Source organism: Aliivibrio sp. EL58 (assembly GCF_900312675.1).
In the GTDB taxonomy this organism is placed as follows: Bacteria; Pseudomonadota; Gammaproteobacteria; order Enterobacterales; family Vibrionaceae; genus Aliivibrio.
In genome coordinates this window covers 38,765-56,382 of record NZ_OMPC01000001.1, presented here as the reverse complement: position 1 = coordinate 56,382, position 17,618 = coordinate 38,765, and the positions used below count along the sequence as shown (strand labels likewise).

The following is a 17,618-nucleotide window of genomic DNA, read 5'->3' as shown; positions in this document are numbered from 1 at the left end:
ATCGGTTGGGTGGTAAATGGTTTTAAGTGGGTATGTTGTTTATTTGCAATAATAAAGAATGAATAGGCGATAATTTCATAATAGGAATCAATTTGCTAAGTGAAATGCAATTTATAAATATTACGATTTAATTTAATAATAATGATTTTTAGCAATAAATTGGCTCTTGTGTATTGATAGAGAGCAGCCATAATAGCTGCTCTTTTTTTGTTTTTAGAATAGGGCTATTTGATCATGTTGCCGTTAATTTATCATCCAATTTACTAGCAATTAGATCTTCCTGAAGGGCATCGCTATCCTATTCAAAAATATCAGCGTTTATATCAAGCGATTCAATCCCATTATTCAAATGTATCTCTCTGTTATTTTGAGCCAACTGCACTCACGGTCGATGCGATTAAACAAGTGCATGATAAAGACTATATTGATGCGTTAGTCTCTGGAACGTTACCTGCAGCTAAAATGCGACGCATTGGTTTTCCGTGGAGTGAGTCGTTAATTCAAAGAACATTAACCTCGACGGCAGGAACCTGTTTAACCGTAGATAAGGCGTTAGAGTATGGATCTGCGGTGCATTTAAGTGGTGGTTATCATCATGCTCATTACGATTTTGGTAGTGGTTTTTGTTTGGTGAATGATTTAGCGATGGCAGCCCATCATGCATTACAGCAAGAGGGGATCGATAAAGTATTAATTATTGATAGTGATGTGCATCATGGTGATGGTACTGCAACGTTGTGTGCGGATCGCGACGACATTATTACGCTCTCTTTTCATTGCGATAAAAACTTCCCTGCCCGTAAACCTACCTCTGATTACGATGTACCATTATCAATAGGCACTCAAGACCGTGAGTTCTTAGAAGCGTTTCATCAGGTTGTTGAAATGGCAGTGAATCATCATCAACCTGATCTTATTATTTATGATGCAGGGGTAGATATTCACATTGATGATGAGCTAGGTTATTTGGATGTATCAACTGAAGGTTTATATCAACGAGATCTTTGGATGAGATCGTTTACCAAACAAAAAGGCATTCCTATTGCCTGCGTGGTTGGTGGAGGATATCGAAGTAACCATCAAGATTTGGTTGAACCTCATTTGCAGCTAATTCGAGCCTTTTTGGATTGTATGTAAAGTTCGATTACTTCGTTTTATGTGACTTAAGTAGTGCCTCACCATTATACATTGCTTCTTTAGTGCTGATATCTAGAGTGCGTTTGCCTGCAAATCTAAGCGGTTCTTTGATTGCCACATCATGAGCAAAGATAACCAATTTAGCATTTTTAATATCTAATGGGGTAATGCGGTTATTAATGCCATCTGCCCCTTGAGTCTCTACTTTTATTTTAATGCCTAATCGTTGTGCGGCTTTTTCTAAACTCTTGGCAGCAAGGAAGGTATGAGCAACTCCTGATGGGCAGGCTGTCACCGCTAATACATCCGCTTCGCCTTCATTTTTTACGGCAGTTAAGATAAGTTCACGGAGCTCTTTATCCTCATTTTCTACGGCATTTTTCTTTAATGAAATAACAATGAGAGCAGTGGTTAATGCACCCAGTAGCGTACCAACCACATAACCAAATTTCCCATCAACAACCGGTAATACAATCCAGCCACCCCACGGCGCATGATTTAATACGTTAAACAAAAATCCAGTTACGTTGCCAACAATACCACCGGCAACAATGGCTGGAATAACACGAGCAGGGTCGGCAGATGCAAATGGAATTGCGCCCTCAGTGATCCCAATTATTCCCATAATGCCTGCCGCTTTACCTGCTTCACGTTCTTCTCGCTTGAATTTTTTAGGGGATAAGAAGGTCGCTAACGCCATGCCTAATGGTGGAGTACAAATCGCAATGCCGACACCACCCATTAACCAAGGTTGCGTATTCACTTGAGTTTGAGCAAATAGGGTAGCGACTTTATTGATTGGGCCTCCCATATCAAAGGCCGCCATTGCACCAAGAATTGCGCCTAAAACCACTTTTCCTGAACCTGCCATACTTGCAAGCCACTCATTTAGCAGCGTCATGGTATTAGCGATTGGTGCGCCAATTACCCACATGACAGCAGCGCAAGTGATGAAGGTACCGATAAGCGGGTAGATAAAAATTGAGCCGAGGGAGGTCATGCTTTCTGGTAGCTTAATTTGCTTTAATGTACGAACGACAAACCCTGCAAAAAAACCAATGATGATCGCCCCTAAAAATCCCGTGTTGTATTGCTGAACAGCTATCCAAGAACCAATCATTCCTGGAGCTAATCCCGGTTTATCAGCAATGGAATAAGCGATATAGCCACCAAGCACCACGGTAAATAAGGTTAATCCGGCAATGCCCATTTGCGCAATATCAGCCAAGATTCCTTCTGTGGGTACGGCGCCATGGCCTGAGATCATGACAGATAAAGAGAGTAAAACCCCACCAGCAACAATAAAGGGGATCATGTGTGAGGTGCCAAAGAGTAGGTGCTCTTTAGCGCGACCTAAACCACGAGAGAGTTCACTTTTTTCAGCTTGTGGTTCAGCTATGGTCGTTGAAGTCAGCGCTTCTTCTGGTTGAATTGAATCAGTAAACAAGGCTAAAGCTTCTTCTTTACTTTGCGCGGCTTTTAACTTGTCGGTAAAGCCATCTTCAATTAATCGAATGGATATTTGTGATAATACTTCGATGTGTTGATTGTCGTCACCATCTGTCGATGCAAGCATAAAAAAGACATCAGACGGAAGACCATCCTCGGCACCATAATCAATACCTGTGCGGCTAATACCAATAGCGACAGAGGGCGTAATGACAGCGGTACTTTTGGCGTGAGGGATTGCAATACCGTCTTCAAAACCCGTATTCCCTATCTCTTCTCGCGACCACACATCGCATAGAAATTGTTGTTTATTCGACAGTTTTCCAGCATCGTTTAATATATTAACCATCTCTTCAAGAATGCTTTCTTTAGACGTTGATTTTAGGTCTAAACAGATAACATTAATGTCAATAAGAGAGGTGATATTCATAACGATTCCATTTTTATCGATAATTTGTTGGTCATGTTAGTGGATCTTTGGATTTTAATAACTGGATAAAAAAGGCATTTACTGGATTATTGTACCTTCTGTAGTAAAGTGTGAGTTTGCTCCTTATTAATTGATGCTAAAGCACTTTATGATAAATGAGAGAGAAATAACCAATGTATTGTTATTCAAATTAGTATCTTGTGAATACATTGAGTTATTTGAATTTTTACCAGTTAAGAGTAAATCATGAAAATTGTGGCAGTAACAGCGTGTCCAACCGGAATTGCACACACTTACATGGCAGCAGATGTGCTTAAAAAGGCGGCTGCAAAATTGGGAGTGTCAATCAAAGTGGAAACTCAAGGCGCAATGGGTGTTGAAGAAGTTCTCACTCCTGTTGATATTGTGAATGCAGATCTTGTTATCATTGCATCGGATATCGAAATTGAAAATAAAAGTCGTTTTTTAGGCATTAATACTAAGCAATACAGTATTGAATCCATACTGACTGATGTAGACACTATTTTGAGAAAACACCTTTCATAATGATGTCGACAATTATCGACTATCGCATTACCTTCTTTGTGAAAGAGCAAGGCTTGCCACCTCAAGTGGCAAGTCAGCTCACTCGACTTGCTAAAAAGTTTAAGAGCCTTGTTTATATTGATAATATTACTCAAAACCTCAGTAGTGATGCAGCAAGTCCGCTCGGTTTACTAAAAGTAGGATTGAGGCCGGGAGATTTTTGTCAATTGGTGACCGTAGGAATGGATGCGGAGTGGGCTAACTTTGTTCTGACTGACTTACTTGCTTCAACCTTTGATTTCGTTGCTTCGGATAAACTGTGTGATTTCTCAGAAACTATTGTTAATACCCGTCCGCAATTAACCCCTAATTGCGAAGTTGATTTTCATTACGTCAAAGCGCAAGCCGTTTTATCTAAATTCGAGATTTTAAAAGGCTTGTCACAGCTGATTTACCCACAAGAGTCTGATGAATTGTTGCTGTCTTTGATAAAGCGAGAAGAGCGCTCATCAACGGCAATGGCAAAACAAATCGCCTTACCTCATGTTATTTCTCCTTATGTTGAGAAGCCGACCATAGCGATCATTCGTAGTGATTATTCGGTGGACTGGGCATCAAAAATGGGAGAGGTAAATTTGATTATTGCCTTAGTTTTGCCTGAGAAACCAAGCAAACCTATGATACTCGCTGCGACTTATTTAACTCGTAATATGTTGTCTGAGGAGTTTAGCCAACGTTTGGTAAATACGAGACAACCAAAAGGGTTGCAGGCGCTGATTTTATACGCGATGTGTCAGTTGTTATAATTAAAAAGCTGACTCAACAACAATGCTAAGTCAGCTTATTTCTATCTTTATATCTAAGCGTTAGTTATACGCTCTTGCCACTTTCCCACTTGATTTTAATGTGTATTGATGTGCGTAAGCAGGAACAAAAATAGAATGCCCTTTAGGTACATTGACCGTTTCACCTGTTGAGTGATGCAACGTCATGTCACCATCAATCGCAAATAAAATCTCGGCACTGTGCGTTTCTAGTGGTAGATCATCAACTGATGCAAATACTGAGAATTTAAAATCGCTCACAGGGATAGGGTAATTCATCCCTCCATTAATAATGTTAGGTTGCATAATCAAGGAGTCTGTTGGAATGCTTACAAACTCTGTGCAATCCATAAGCTCATCAATATCCATGAATTTTGGGGTTAACCCTGCGCGCAGTACATTGTCTGAGTTCGCCATTATCTCTAGTCCAGTACCATTAATGTAAGCATGAGGCGTACACGCATTTAAGTACATGGCTTCACCCGGTTGCAGAGTAATGACATTAAGAATTAATGGAGTAAACAAACCAATGTCATTTGGGTATTGAGTTGATAAATCATCAATTAAAGCAAATAGAGCATTTTGTTTATTATTGCTGGCGAAGTGACCTAGCTCGGTTAATGCCGACTCTTTTGCGTTATCAGTTAATGAAAGAATCGCTTTAAAGAAGCATTTTAACCCTTGCGAGTTTGGCTGTTGTTCAAAACTTGTGATGATTTCTTCAAGAGAAGGCAGCGCCATTTGGTTAAATAGGGCAATGATCTCGTTATATTCTCTAAAGCCGTTCATCGCTTTGTAAGGTGTTAACGCGTATACCAATTCTGGCTTGTGATTATTGTCTTTATAGTTACGATTAAATGCATTCAGCTCTATTCCTGATTGCTCTTCTTTATCGTAGCCTGCCATCGCTTGTTGTTTATTAGGATGAACCTGAATCGAGAGTGCTTTTTCTGCTGCTAATACTTTGAATAAATAAGGCAACTCACCAAAATGATCTGCCGTTAACGAAGATAAATAGGCGGTTTGATCTTGATTGATCAGTTCAGATAATAAGGTTGGTTGGCCATTCATCGTAACGGTAGAACAACCATTTGGGTGAGCGCCCATCCATAATTCTGCTTGTGGCTTATTGCTGGTGTTTTTTATATCAAATAAGGCTTCGATAGAGGTGAAACTTCCCCATGCATAATCTTGAATCACATTGGTCATAGGGTAAAAGTATTGTTGAGTTGATTTATTCATAATGCACTCGATGTCATCAATGGAAAGCTTCTCCAGTGCGTTTCAAATCTTGTTTTACTGAATCAAGAGAGAAAACACTGGAGAAAGAGAAGGTTAAGCTGCCGCTACAGAAAATGATTTCGCTTGGCGAGCTTTTTTAATAGAAACACAAACCAATGCGGTTACGGTTGCGCCCGCTGCCATGCAAGCCAGTGCTAATACCGGTTTATTCATTGCACCAAGTAGGGCAACAACAGGACCACCGTGAGCAACACTGTTTGTTATGCCAAATGAGAACGCCATTACTGCGGCAACCATAGAACCAAGGATGTTGGCAGGGATAACTGAGATAGGATCTTGCGCTGCAAATGGAATGGCACCTTCAGAGATTCCCACCAGACCCATGGCACCAGAGGCTTTACCTGCTTCAATTTCAGACTCTTCAAAGATATTGAACTTGCGACCAATAACCGTTGCTAGTGACATACCTAGTGGAGCGACAGGAATTGCACACGCCATCGCGCCCATGAATTGAGTTTGACCACTCGCAATCATGCCGACAGAGAATAGGAAGGCGACTTTATTGAATGGACCACCCATATCAAAGCCTGCCATGCCACCAAGAACGATACCAAGTAGAACAACGTTACCAGTGCTCATGTTGGTTAGTAGTACGTTTAGTGAATCCATCAAATCAGCAATCGGTGCACCAATAACAAAAATGAATAATGACGCGATGAATAATGAGCCCGTAATAGGTGCAATTACGATAGGCACAAGAGGCTGAATGAACTTGTGGTAGTTGATGTTGGCAATAAACTTAACAAAGTAACCAACAAGCAAACCCGCAATGATAGCGCCAATAAAACCAGTACCGGCTTCAGCACCATAGAAAGAACCGTTATTTGCAATCCAACCACCAATTAGGCCCGGTGCAAGTGCAGGGCGATCAGCAATTGCATACGCAATGTAACCCGCAAGAATTGGGATCATTAATGTGAAGGCAACAACACCAACATCTAATACTTTGTTCCATAAACTACCCGGAGGAATAGCCATACCGCTTTCTGTCGGTTGACCACCCAGAGCAAGCGCCAGTGCGATTAATAAACCGCCAGTCACAACAAATGGGATCATGTGTGATACGCCATTCATTAGGTAGCGATAAATATCTGAGCGGGTTTGAGACGAACTGCCTTTGTTATCTGAGCTTGATTTAGTTGTATCAGCAACAAAAGGAGGTTGTGTAAGAGATTGAGTAATTAAGCCTTTTGCATCTTTTATTGGGGCTTTAACGTTGGTTTGGATCAGCTTTTTACCTGCGAAGCGAGTCAGATCTACTTGTTTGTCACACGCGACGATAATTGCTTCTGCTTTTTCAATTTCTTCTGCGGTAGGGCTGTTTTTAACCCCAATAGATCCGTTAGTTTCAACCTTGATGGTATAGCCTAATTCTGCCGCGCCTTTTTCTAGTGCTTCAGAGGCTAAGTAAGTGTGGGCAATTCCTGCTGGACAGCCCGTGACGCCAATCAAAAAGCCATTGGTTGCTTCAACTGTGTTGGTGTTTTCTGTTTTTTCAAGTAACAGTGCTAACGCCATTTTTGGTGAGGTTGACGCTAAGAATTTTTCAATAAATCCATCTTCAATTAATTTACAAGACAGTTCAGCCAGTACTTCAATGTGATGATCTGCACCGTTTTCAGGGGAGGCGATCATAAAGAATAATTTAGATGGTAGCCCGTCTTCAGCGCCATATTCGATACCTTGCTTGCTGATACCAATCATGACTGCAGGGGAGATAACCGCCGAGCTTTTCGCATGTGGCAGTGCGACGCCTTCTTCAAAGCCTGTATTTCCTAATTCTTCTCTTGCGTAGATATCATTAAGAAATACCTGTTTGTCATTGATTCGACCTTGTTGCAGAAGATGTTCTGCCATTTCAGAAAAAACGTCGTCTTTGGTTTTTGCTGCAAGATCTAAGCAAATTAGCTGTTCGTTGATTAAGTCAGTAATCATAAGTTATTCCCATTTGGGTGGATGTCTTGTGTGGGAATAGTGTGATTCTGATGAGATAGATTGGTAAGTGTGCGAGAAATGCATTTACTGGATTTTTGTATCCTCTAAAGCCAAGTGTGATTCAGCTCTGATTTTTATAAACCCAAAAAGCTATAATGCACAAGTCAAAAAAGTACTTAATAAATAATGACTTAGATTGTTGTTTTTATGTAATTATTGATGGGTTATTTATCAATAACATCCTGATTTTGATGGGGTTGGTGGATAAAAGTGTGGTTAATTTTAGTAAGTGATGAACATGGGTTTAGTATTTAATACTGTTTTAGAGGCGCTATTATCAGAAAGAGAAAGCTTTAATCAGATCTGGTTTGCAGGCGATAAAGTGACGCCTCCCTCATGTTGTTACCAAGTTAACTTTCCCCGTTTAGAGCTAGTGATTAGCGGTGAGTACCTAAATCAGATCGAAGATCCAGACATTGGGATTACTGAAGTTAAAATCATGGCGGGAGACGCACTCTACATCCCACCAAACTGCTGGAATAAACCTAATTGGAGTGAGGATTGTTCCGTACTGAGCTTACTTTTTGGTCGCAGACAAGTGGGGTTCAGTTTAGTGAGTAAGCGTAAGGGCGAAGAGGGTTTCTATGATGTGCAAAAGTACAGTATTCAAACTCGAACTGGCCATGCGATTGATAATATTTTAGAAGCGCTAAATGCTCTCGCTCGTGAACCTAATAAAAACCAGATTGATGAGTATCTACTTTTGGCATTGTTGAGTTATAGCAAAACAATGTTAGGTGAGCCAAATGATGTCATCTCTCCTAAAAAGCGCAGTGAAGATCTTTATCAAGGGATATGCATTTATATCCAAGAAAACTTCCATCGTAGTATTGATAGAAATAATATCGCTAGTCGTTTTAATATTTCGCCAAACCATTTGTCTCGTATGTTTAGGCAGCAAGGGCATATGACGCTAGCAGATTATATTACTTGGGTGCGCATTGAACGTGCAAAATTCATGTTGAAGAAATATACCTTCCGTTTAACTGAAGTCGCTACGCGTTGTGGTTTTCAAGACGTGAATTATTTTTATCGAGTATTTAAAAAGAAGACCAGTTATACCCCGTCAGACTATCGAACCATGGTTAAAATATAGTTTTTATTAATGCCTAAATAATAAAGCCAAATTAAAGCCCTATCGTAAAGATCATATTCAGTATTTCTTCTAAATAGCCATGTTGAATGACACATATTTAACGTGGTTTCCCCCTCTTATTGTTAAAAATTTCTCCGCCATATTTTTGTGATCTATCACTCTTAAAGTCAGTCTTTTATTGGTTTTGATTTTAAGTTGTTGTTATTATTGGCTTTGTTGTTTTTTCCTATGTGTTCTATCCTTTCTGTCTTTTTTGAACACATAATTGTTACTGTCATCACACTTTGATTTTACGGGTACAAAAGTCCAGTAAATGCTTTAAATGTCAACTTACTAAATATCACTTTAATTCATATTATTCCCTCATCAACTTAATGCAGTTTGAATTAAGTAAAAATTCTTATTAAGGGAAACATTATGATCACCACACTAGTAAATACTAATTTAATTAAATTGAACTTAGAAGCGACAACGAAAGATGGCGTATTTGCTGAGTTAGCTGAAATGTTATTAAAAAATAACCGTATCGATAATAAAGAAAACTTTTTAGCGGGTATTTATGAGCGTGAAGCGCAGTGTGTGACTTCTGATATGGGTATTGCTTACCCTCATACAAAAAATGCCGCGGTTATTGAACCAGCTATTGCGATTGGCGTATCAAAAACGGCGATTGAATACGGTGCTGATGATGACCAACCAACCGTATTTTTTATGATTGCCTCACCAGAAAGCGGCGATCACCACATTTATGCACTACAAGCGTTATTTGAAAAATTCGGTGATGATCTAATTGCAGATATGCAAAAAGCGACGACCGAGCAAGACATTTTAGATTTACTGATTAATTAATACCAATCGTAGTAAATAACTGGTCATCCTAGCTTGTTAAAAGACTTGATAACTGCGTTAGAATTTTTGATTGTAGAATAACTACTTATCGAAAAATTCTGCCTTGTTTTCAAGCCTTTTTCCTTCGCTATTTCTGAACACTTACTTACTGTGATTGGCATAACTTTTAGTTTTACTCACTTTAGGATTACTTTTATGTCAACGATGACTGCAACAACTCAACCATCTGGTGATTGGAAACAAACACTATCCAAATTAAAAGGACACTTGCTTTTTGGTACATCTCACATGCTTCCGTTCGTGGTTGCAGGTGGGGTACTTTTAGCTCTAGCAGTAATGGCTACGGGTAAAGGTGCAGTTCCTGATACGGGTATTCTAGCGGATATTTCAACTATCGCGATTAAAGGTCTTGTACTTTTCCCAATCATTCTTGGTGGCTTTATTGGTTACTCTATTGCGGATAAACCAGCATTAGCGCCTGCTTTTATTGCATCAGGGATTATGGCTGATCTAGGTGGTGGCTTCCTTGGTTGTATCGTTGCTGGTTTCATTGCTGGCGGTGTGGTTCTTCAGCTTAAGAGATTGCCTATCCCTGCACATTTAAGCGCACTAGGCGTTTACTTTATCTATCCTCTTGTTGGTACACTAGTTTCTGCGGGTATCGTAATGTGGGGCTTAGGTGCAGCTATCTCTTCTTTCATGATTGCGATGAATGAATTCCTAGCGTCAATGGCGGGTTCTTCTAAAGCGGTTCTAGGTGCGATTCTTGGTGGTATGACGGCGTTTGATATGGGTGGCCCAATCAACAAAGTAGCAACACTATTTGCTCAAACACAAGTAAATACACAACCATGGCTAATGGGTGGCGTTGGTATCGCGATTTGTACTCCACCACTAGGTATGGCTCTTGCAACATTCATGTTTAAGAAGAAATTCTCTAAAGAAGAGCAAGAAGCAGGTAAAGCAGCAGCAATCATGGGTTCAATTGGTATCTCTGAAGGGGCTATCCCATTTGCAGCAAATGACCCAATGCGTGTTCTTCCATCTATCGTAATTGGCGGCATGGTTGGTTGTGTGTTTGGTTTCATGACTGATGTATTACTTCATGCACCTTGGGGCGGTTTAATTACAGCACCTGTATCTAGCAACATCCCAATGTATGTTGTAGGTATTGCATTAGGTTCATTAACGACGGCGCTAATTGTAGGCTTCTGGAAACCAGTAGTTGTAGAAGATGAAACAGCAGTAGCAACACCAGTACAAGCTCAAGCGGCACCAGTTGCTGGCGAAGGTGAGTATGATGTTCTAGCGGTTACTTGTTGTCCTTCAGGCGTAGCACACACGTTCATGGCAGCAAAAGCACTAGAGAAAGCAGGCGCAGCAGCAGGCATCAAGATTAAAGTTGAGACTCAAGGATCTAACGGCTTAGTGAACAAACTGACAGCAAAAGACGTAGCGAACGCTAAGTTCATTATCCTTGCTCATGATATTCCAGTAAAAGAATCAGATCGTTTTGCTAACATTCGTCAAGTTGAATGTTCAACAAAAGAAGCGATGAAAAATGCATTAACACTTCTTCAGGGTTAATAGCAAAAAGCAGAAGAGATTAACTACCTTTTTTGAATAAAAATCTCCTAATCAAAAGCCTCTTGATCCCCCAAGAGGCTTTTTTATTTCTAATAAATCAGATTAATTGTTGTGCGCCAACTTTTTCATTCTTACGCCGAGAAACACAAAGCTTACGCCTTCCATTATAAGAGAGACACCAACAAACGTACCTAATAATGATAATGAAAACTCAGGGTTATCAAGTAGGAAGAAGAAGTATCCTCCAATAGCGACAGAGAGTAATCCACTCAAAATAACCATCCCACTGCCAGGAAGGTTCTTATTGGTAAACCCAAAAATCATACGGGTTAGACCATTAAATATCATCACAACTACCATGATTGTTGTGATTGTCATAAGGCCTTCTAGTGGGTTAAAGAGAATAAATAAACCACCAACAATATAAAATAAGGCACTTAACACATACCATATTTTTTCTTTCCAAGAGTGAATACGGAAAGTATGGTAAACCTGAACCAACCCTGTGATTAATAATAGGGTACCGATGATCGTCGAAATCGTCACACCAGCCATAACAGGTAGGCTAGTTGCTCCTAACCCTGCAAGCGCGACAATGACGCCAACAATAATAAAATATTTCCAACCTTTGGAAATTAAAGCCTGACTTGGAGTTTGATTTTCCATTTTAACCTCTGAGTTAAATGTAAGAGACCTCGAGATTGTAGTCCTAAAAATTAGATTTAACTTAAAGCAATCTAAGTTTTCAAAAATTGTGATCATGCGCGTGTTTTAATCTATTTGTGCAAGGAAACTACCGTTCTAGCCCGTTAATATTTTTATCTCTGATTTTTTGGCTTGAGAGTATCTATACTGAAAATAGTACTTGTAGAAACAAGCTAAAAGCCTAAAATTATTATCATTTTTGAAATAACCTAAGAAATTAAGGATGGCTACGTGTTAGAGCATCATATTCGTAACTATATTGCAGGTAAATTAAGCTCGTTAGGTATCAATAGCGATCCTTACGGTTTAGAGCTGACAGGTGTTTTTGTGCTTGTTGTTATTGGAGTCGCTCTTATTGGTTATTTAATCACTCGTCATATTATTGTTCGAACGATAAGTAATGTTCTTCAGCGGACCAATATTCCTTTATTAGAAGGGTTTACAAAATACAAAGTATTTGAAAAATTAACCTTGTTAGTACCTATTACTATTTTAGATTTGCTCTTTCCTCTTGCGCTTGGTCATTACACGTTACTTTCGACGACAGCCGATAAAATATTAAGTATTTCAATTTTAGTTGTCTTTATCTCTATGCTGTTTGCGCTGCTTGATGCACTTAATGATATGGCGACAGAAAAAGGCATTACCCGTCGAATGCCAATTAAGAGCTTCGTTCAACTGATTAAGTTATTTACTTTCTTTATCGGTATCGTGGTATCCATGTCTATCCTTGCGAATGAATCACCAGTGATATTTTTGAGTGGGCTAGGGGTTGCAACGGGTTTTGTGATGTTGGTATTTAAAGACACCATTTTAGGTTTTGTGGCTGGTATTCAGCTTTCAGCGAACCGAATGATTACGCTAAATGACTGGATTGAAATGGATTCGTTTAAAGCAAATGGATCAGTTGAAGAGATTTCATTAACGACGGTAAAAGTTCGAAACTTTGATAATACAGTGAGTATGATCCCAGCTTATGCATTGGTTCAAAATGCCTTTATTAATTGGCAAGGAATGTCTGATTCTGGCGGTAGACGTATTAAGCGCTCGGTTAATATTGATGTGAATTCGATCCGCTTTATGACCGCAGATGAAATTGAGTCACTTAAGGGCATTCGAATTTTACGTGAGTATTTATTTGAGAAATCAAAAGAAATAGATACGTTTAATGAAGAGTTAGATGATATTCCTCATTTAGGAAACACTCGACAAATGACTAACGTGGGTATTTTCCGTGCTTATTTAGCCGCTTACTTACGCACCAATAAAGATATTCACTCTTATATGATGTTTATGGTGCGTCAACTTGAACCAACCCCGGAAGGTTTACCATTACAAATCTATGCGTTTACCAATAATACGGATTGGGTATTCTACGAAGGGGTACAAGCCGATATCTTCGATCATATTTATTCCATCATGCCATTGTTTGATTTACGCCCTTACCAAGCGTTAAGTGGTCACGATGCTGCAATGATTGGTAAATCGAAGGGGTAGAGTCGGCATAACTGAGGTAGTGGAAATCATTGCCTCAGTTCATTAGTGGGATAGTTTAGGTTTCAGATACAAAAAAGCCCCAGCATTTCTGCTAGGGCTTAGAATGTGGTGGAGGGATAGGGATTTGAACCCTAGAACCGCTATTAACGGTTGCCGGTTTTCAAGACCGGTGCTTTCGACCACTCAGCCATCCCTCCAATGCCGCGTATAATAGGGGGTACGGCTTTTCTTGTAAACCCCTAATTGTATTTAAATTGGTTGTTTGTTCCTTTATTGCTCGATTCTTCTTGTTTCTATATGTTTCGGTCAAATATGTTTTCATTTCATTAGCTAAAAAAACATCAATAAAACATTTCGATACATCTGTTAAACAAAAGAATATCGTATGTATATCAAGTGCTTTTATATAAATTTTATTTTCTATTGGATCTTTTGTTAACGATTTACTCTACTTGTGTTTTAAAAGTGTTTATCTTCATTTCAATTGTTGGTCGCTTGGAACTTTTATGTACTTAAAACATAAAAGGCCATTTTAAAATGGAAATTGAAATGAATAAAAAACTACTTGCTTTAGCTATTATCGCTGCTTCTTCAAATGCGGTTGCTGTTGAGTTATACAACGAAGATGGCACTACTTTTGATATCGGTGGTCACGTATCGGTTGCTTTAGAAGGCTCTGATGAAGGTGATACTGGTTTAACTGCAGTTTCTCCACGTTTAAACTTTAATGCAACGCATGATCTAGGCAATGGCTTTGTAGCTGATGCAAAAGGTGAGTGGGCGCTTAATTACCTAGATGGTGGTGAGAACGCATTTACGACTCGTTTAGGTTACATCGGCGTAACGCATAACGATTTTGGTCGTATGGTTGCAGGTACGCAATGGGCACCTTATTACAGTGTTGCTGGTGTTGCTGATATGCCAATCGCCTTTGCTAATGACTTTATCTACGAAGATCACGGTAACCTAGGTACTGGTCGTGCGGAAGAAATGCTGAGCTACGGTAAAATGTTTGAGCTAGGCGATGCAGGTAAACTTGGTGTTGCTGCGGGTTGGCAGGGACGTAAATCTGATACGGTTTCAAATGATTGGGATCTTACAAAAGTTGAAAATGATTATGGTAACCGTGCGCAAATTGCATTGAACTATAATGTAGCTGGTTTCTCTGCTAATTACGCATACAACACAGGTGATGTGAATTACGCTTCAAGTGCTAAATCTGAAACCTCTGAATCTCACGTGATCAGTGGTACTTACGGTACATACGGCTCTGGTTTATACGTTGCTGGTGTTTACGCAATGAATGAAAACATGAATAAAGATGGTGCTGGCGCTCTTATTGAAGATGGTTCTGCATACGAAGCTTTGGTTGCCTACGCTTTAGACAACAGTTTAAACCTAAGCTTGAACTATGAATCAGTGGTTGATAATGACGCAAGTAAAACGGTTTATAGTACTTCAGCAATTCAAGCAGAATACAATTTCACTAAGAAGTTCGTTGGCTTTACCGGTTACCAAGTTGATCTAGGTAACGACTATAATAATAAAGAAGATAATAAGTGGATGTTAGGTGCGCGTTACTACCTATAATCGACACTAGTTATTAATCTTTAACTTTCCAATGATAATCCAGCGTATCGCAAAGTACGCTGGATTTTTTACGTTTTAAAGAGTAGAAAATTAGAAATGATGATGACTTCTAATAGGGATAATAGAAATGGTTTGCTACAATCGGCGAAAATTATCGTATTTAAAGGTTCATCATGTCATTTGCTTCATTAGGGTTAACGGAACAGTTACTAAATACTGTTTCAGAATTGGGTTTTAAAGAGGCAACACCAATTCAAGAACAAGCGATTCCTCTCGTATTACAAGGACATGATGTACTTGCCGGAGCGCAAACAGGAACAGGTAAAACCGCCGCTTTTGGTTTACCGCTGATCCAACGTTTAATTGAAAATCCTATTCATCGTACTCAAAACTCAAAAGTTATTGGCAGCTTAATTTTAACGCCGACACGTGAATTGGCGCAGCAAGTATTTGATAGCTTGGTGAGTTACACCAAAGGAACTGACATTAAAGTGGTGGTTGCTTATGGCGGTACTAGCATTAATGTTCAGAAAGACAATTTAGTCGGTGGCGCTGATATTTTAGTTGCTACTCCTGGGCGCTTATTAGACCTAGTGCATATTAATACCATTACGCTAAACCAAGCGAGCTATTTAGTATTAGATGAAGCAGACCGCATGTTAGACATGGGCTTTATTCCTGACATTAAAAAGATCTTACGCAAGATGCCTGCTGAGCACCAAACGTTATTTTTCTCAGCAACCTTCAGCAAAAAAGTAAGAGAAATTGCTTACTATATGCTGCATAAACCAAAAGAAGTGCAAGTTACGCCAACAAACAGTACTGCTGATACTGTTGAGCAAATGGTTTATCCTGTCGATCAGCATCGTAAAAGTGAGCTATTAGCGTACTTGATTGGTTCTCGTAACTGGCAACAAGTCCTTGTGTTTACAAAAACAAAGCAGGGCTCTGATGAGTTAGTTAAAGAGCTTAAAAAAGACGGTATTAAAGCCGCATCTATTAATGGCGATAAGAGCCAAGGTGCTCGTTTACGTGCGCTAGAAGAGTTTAAAACGGGTAAAGTTCGTGCGTTAATTGCAACCGATATTGCGGCTCGTGGTTTGGATATTGAGCAATTAGAATGCGTGATTAACTATGAATTGCCATTCAAAGCCGAAGATTATGTTCACCGTATCGGACGTACTGGCCGAGCTGGGTGCACTGGTAAAGCTATTTCATTAATGAGTTCAAATGAAGAGTATTTATTGCAAGCAATTGAAACTCTGTTAGAGACTCGTTTACCGCAAGAGTGGTTAAAAGGATATGAACCTGATCCAAACGCTCGAGCAGTAAAAGAAGATCATTCTCGTCAAAATCGTGGTCGTTCTGCTGATAAAAGAAAAATGAAAGCGAAAATGAAAATACATTCAAATCGTGGCAAGTTTAAAAAATAATCACTTGATTACTTTTAATTAATTTATAGATACCCCGTAATCATTCATATTATGATTGCGGGGTATTTTTTTGTTTGGAATTTGTATTTTATTTGATCTTAATTTGAGCGTTATTTAAATATTATTTGCGGTAAATGCTCTATTAAAGTGTGATTTTGGTCAAATATTCCACTGTAATTCTCATTTTTGAGCTGATAAATTGCTGTTTGTAAAACAGTGTAAAATTCTATTGATAGAAAAGTATCTGAGAGTATGATTTGCTGAAAACTGAAGCCACTTTTGGATTACTTTCCTTCAGTTCTGGAGCTTTTATGAAGCAAAGAGCACTTTCTGTACTTTGCCTGCTATTTTTATCTTACTCTTCTTCTTTGTTTGCAGAATCTTTTACGTTACCCATTTGGAAAGAAGAAGCGGAAGCGCGTGGCTATACCTTACCTGAAGCGTTTGGTTTGAATGTTAGTTACATGAAACAAACTCAAGATATCTCTGTAGATAGTGTTGGGTTTGAGGGGACATATCCCGTAGATTTGGGTTTGTTTGGAAAGCATAATGTGCCTTTAGGGGATGTCGTTCAAATAGAGCCTGTAGGTACTGGCAAACAAATGAGTGAAGTGCTGACATTACGTGGTGATGTTTGGCTTTTTCCTTTCTTAAATCTATACGGTATTGTCGGTACTCTTAATGGTTATTCTGAAACGACAATTAAAGTTAAGGCTCTTGGCTCTGAGAAATTATCTGGGACTATGCCATTTAGACTAGAACTTGATGGTACGTTATATGGCGCGGGTTTTGTCTTAGCGGGCGGATATAAAGATGTGTTTGCTCTTGTTGATGCCAGTTATACAGAAACAGAACTGAACGTGATTGATGGGACGATTTCATCTATTGTTATTTCTCCTCGTATTGGCTATGACTTCACACGTTTAGGCGCTCCGTTACGGCTGTGGGTTGGCGCTATGTATCAAGATGTTGAGCAGTCTTTATCTGGCAATTTAACGGATATCGGTTTAACGGGTAGCTTAGGTAATCTAGTGGGCAAGGTTGATAATGGTCGCTTTAATGTTGAACAGCATCTTGTTACACCGTGGAACCCATTATTAGGTATGCAATATAAGATCCATGACCGTTTGTATCTTTTAGGTGAAGCGGGTTTTGGTGATCGTAAAAGCCTTTTCTTAACCGTTGATATGCGATTTTAA

At 39.3% G+C, this 17,618-nt stretch carries 13 protein-coding genes, 1 tRNA gene and 1 pseudogene; 10 read left to right on the top strand and 5 right to left on the bottom strand.

The window, feature by feature from the left end; translation table 11 throughout:
• Positions 1-234: 234 nt before the first annotated feature.
• A pseudogene (locus ED622_RS00250) lies at positions 235-1,137 on the top strand (histone deacetylase).
• A 7-nt stretch (positions 1,138-1,144) separates the two neighbouring features.
• Here ED622_RS00250 and ED622_RS00245 read toward each other — a convergent pair.
• Positions 1,145-3,016 (bottom strand): fructose-specific PTS transporter subunit EIIC, encoded by a 1,872-nt coding sequence (locus ED622_RS00245; protein ID WP_122031987.1) that lies wholly within the window; start codon positions 3,014-3,016, stop codon positions 1,145-1,147.
• Between the two features lie 246 nt (positions 3,017-3,262).
• Here ED622_RS00245 and ED622_RS00240 point away from each other — a divergent pair, with 246 nt between their 5' ends.
• Positions 3,263-3,562, top strand: a complete 300-nt coding sequence (locus ED622_RS00240) for a PTS fructose transporter subunit IIB (RefSeq protein WP_122031986.1) — start codon at positions 3,263-3,265, stop codon at positions 3,560-3,562.
• The gene (locus ED622_RS00235; protein ID WP_122031985.1) at positions 3,562-4,347 is read left to right on the top strand and encodes a PTS sugar transporter subunit IIA; all 786 of its coding nucleotides are present in this window, start codon (positions 3,562-3,564) and stop codon (positions 4,345-4,347) included. Before ED622_RS00240 ends, ED622_RS00235 begins: the two co-directional genes overlap by 1 nt.
• A 60-nt stretch (positions 4,348-4,407) precedes the next feature.
• Here the strand turns inward: ED622_RS00235 and manA are convergent, their stop codons facing one another.
• Both manA and ED622_RS00225 read right to left on the bottom strand, forming a co-directional pair.
• Entirely contained in the window at positions 4,408-5,607 is a 1,200-nt protein-coding gene (gene manA / locus ED622_RS00230) for a mannose-6-phosphate isomerase, class I (RefSeq protein WP_254052560.1), read from the bottom strand.
• A 93-nt stretch (positions 5,608-5,700) separates the two neighbouring features.
• Complete coding sequence (locus ED622_RS00225) at positions 5,701-7,602, bottom strand: fructose-specific PTS transporter subunit EIIC (RefSeq protein ID WP_122031984.1); 1,902 nt, start codon at positions 7,600-7,602, stop codon at positions 5,701-5,703.
• 298 nt (positions 7,603-7,900) lie between these two features.
• Between ED622_RS00225 and ED622_RS00220 the strand changes: the two genes are divergently transcribed.
• The 3 genes from ED622_RS00220 (at position 7,901) to ED622_RS00210 (ending at position 11,194) form a co-directional block, all read left to right on the top strand.
• Positions 7,901-8,758: a helix-turn-helix transcriptional regulator gene (locus ED622_RS00220; protein WP_045103703.1), complete on the top strand. Its 858-nt coding sequence runs from the start codon at positions 7,901-7,903 to the stop codon at positions 8,756-8,758.
• 417 nt (positions 8,759-9,175) lie between these two features.
• Positions 9,176-9,607 (top strand): PTS sugar transporter subunit IIA, encoded by a 432-nt coding sequence (locus tag ED622_RS00215; RefSeq protein ID WP_122031983.1) that lies wholly within the window; start codon positions 9,176-9,178, stop codon positions 9,605-9,607.
• 195 nt (positions 9,608-9,802) lie between these two features.
• On the top strand, positions 9,803-11,194 hold the full coding sequence (locus tag ED622_RS00210; RefSeq protein WP_122031982.1) for a fructose-specific PTS transporter subunit EIIC: 1,392 nt from the start codon (positions 9,803-9,805) through the stop codon (positions 11,192-11,194).
• Positions 11,195-11,296: 102 nt separating this feature from the next.
• Here ED622_RS00210 and ED622_RS00205 read toward each other — a convergent pair whose 3' ends face one another.
• Positions 11,297-11,860, bottom strand: coding sequence for an HdeD family acid-resistance protein (locus ED622_RS00205; RefSeq protein WP_122031981.1), 564 nt, complete (start codon positions 11,858-11,860; stop codon positions 11,297-11,299).
• A 270-nt stretch (positions 11,861-12,130) separates the two neighbouring features.
• Between ED622_RS00205 and ED622_RS00200 the strand changes: the two genes are divergently transcribed.
• Positions 12,131-13,396 (top strand): mechanosensitive ion channel family protein, encoded by a 1,266-nt coding sequence (locus tag ED622_RS00200; protein WP_122031980.1) that lies wholly within the window; start codon positions 12,131-12,133, stop codon positions 13,394-13,396.
• 106 nt (positions 13,397-13,502) lie between these two features.
• On the opposite strand, the gene ED622_RS00195 is transcribed toward ED622_RS00200, so the two are convergent.
• Positions 13,503-13,593 (bottom strand) — tRNA-Ser (locus ED622_RS00195).
• A gap of 352 nt (positions 13,594-13,945) precedes the next feature.
• Here ED622_RS00195 and ED622_RS00190 point away from each other — a divergent pair.
• The 3 genes from ED622_RS00190 (at position 13,946) to ED622_RS00180 (ending at position 17,618) form a co-directional block, all read left to right on the top strand.
• The gene (locus ED622_RS00190; protein WP_122031979.1) at positions 13,946-14,986 is read left to right on the top strand and encodes a porin; all 1,041 of its coding nucleotides are present in this window, start codon (positions 13,946-13,948) and stop codon (positions 14,984-14,986) included.
• Between the two features lie 173 nt (positions 14,987-15,159).
• Positions 15,160-16,419 (top strand): DEAD/DEAH box helicase, encoded by a 1,260-nt coding sequence (locus ED622_RS00185; RefSeq protein ID WP_122031978.1) that lies wholly within the window; start codon positions 15,160-15,162, stop codon positions 16,417-16,419.
• Positions 16,420-16,730: 311 nt separating this feature from the next.
• Positions 16,731-17,618, top strand: coding sequence for a TonB-dependent receptor (locus ED622_RS00180; protein ID WP_122031977.1), 888 nt, complete (start codon positions 16,731-16,733; stop codon positions 17,616-17,618).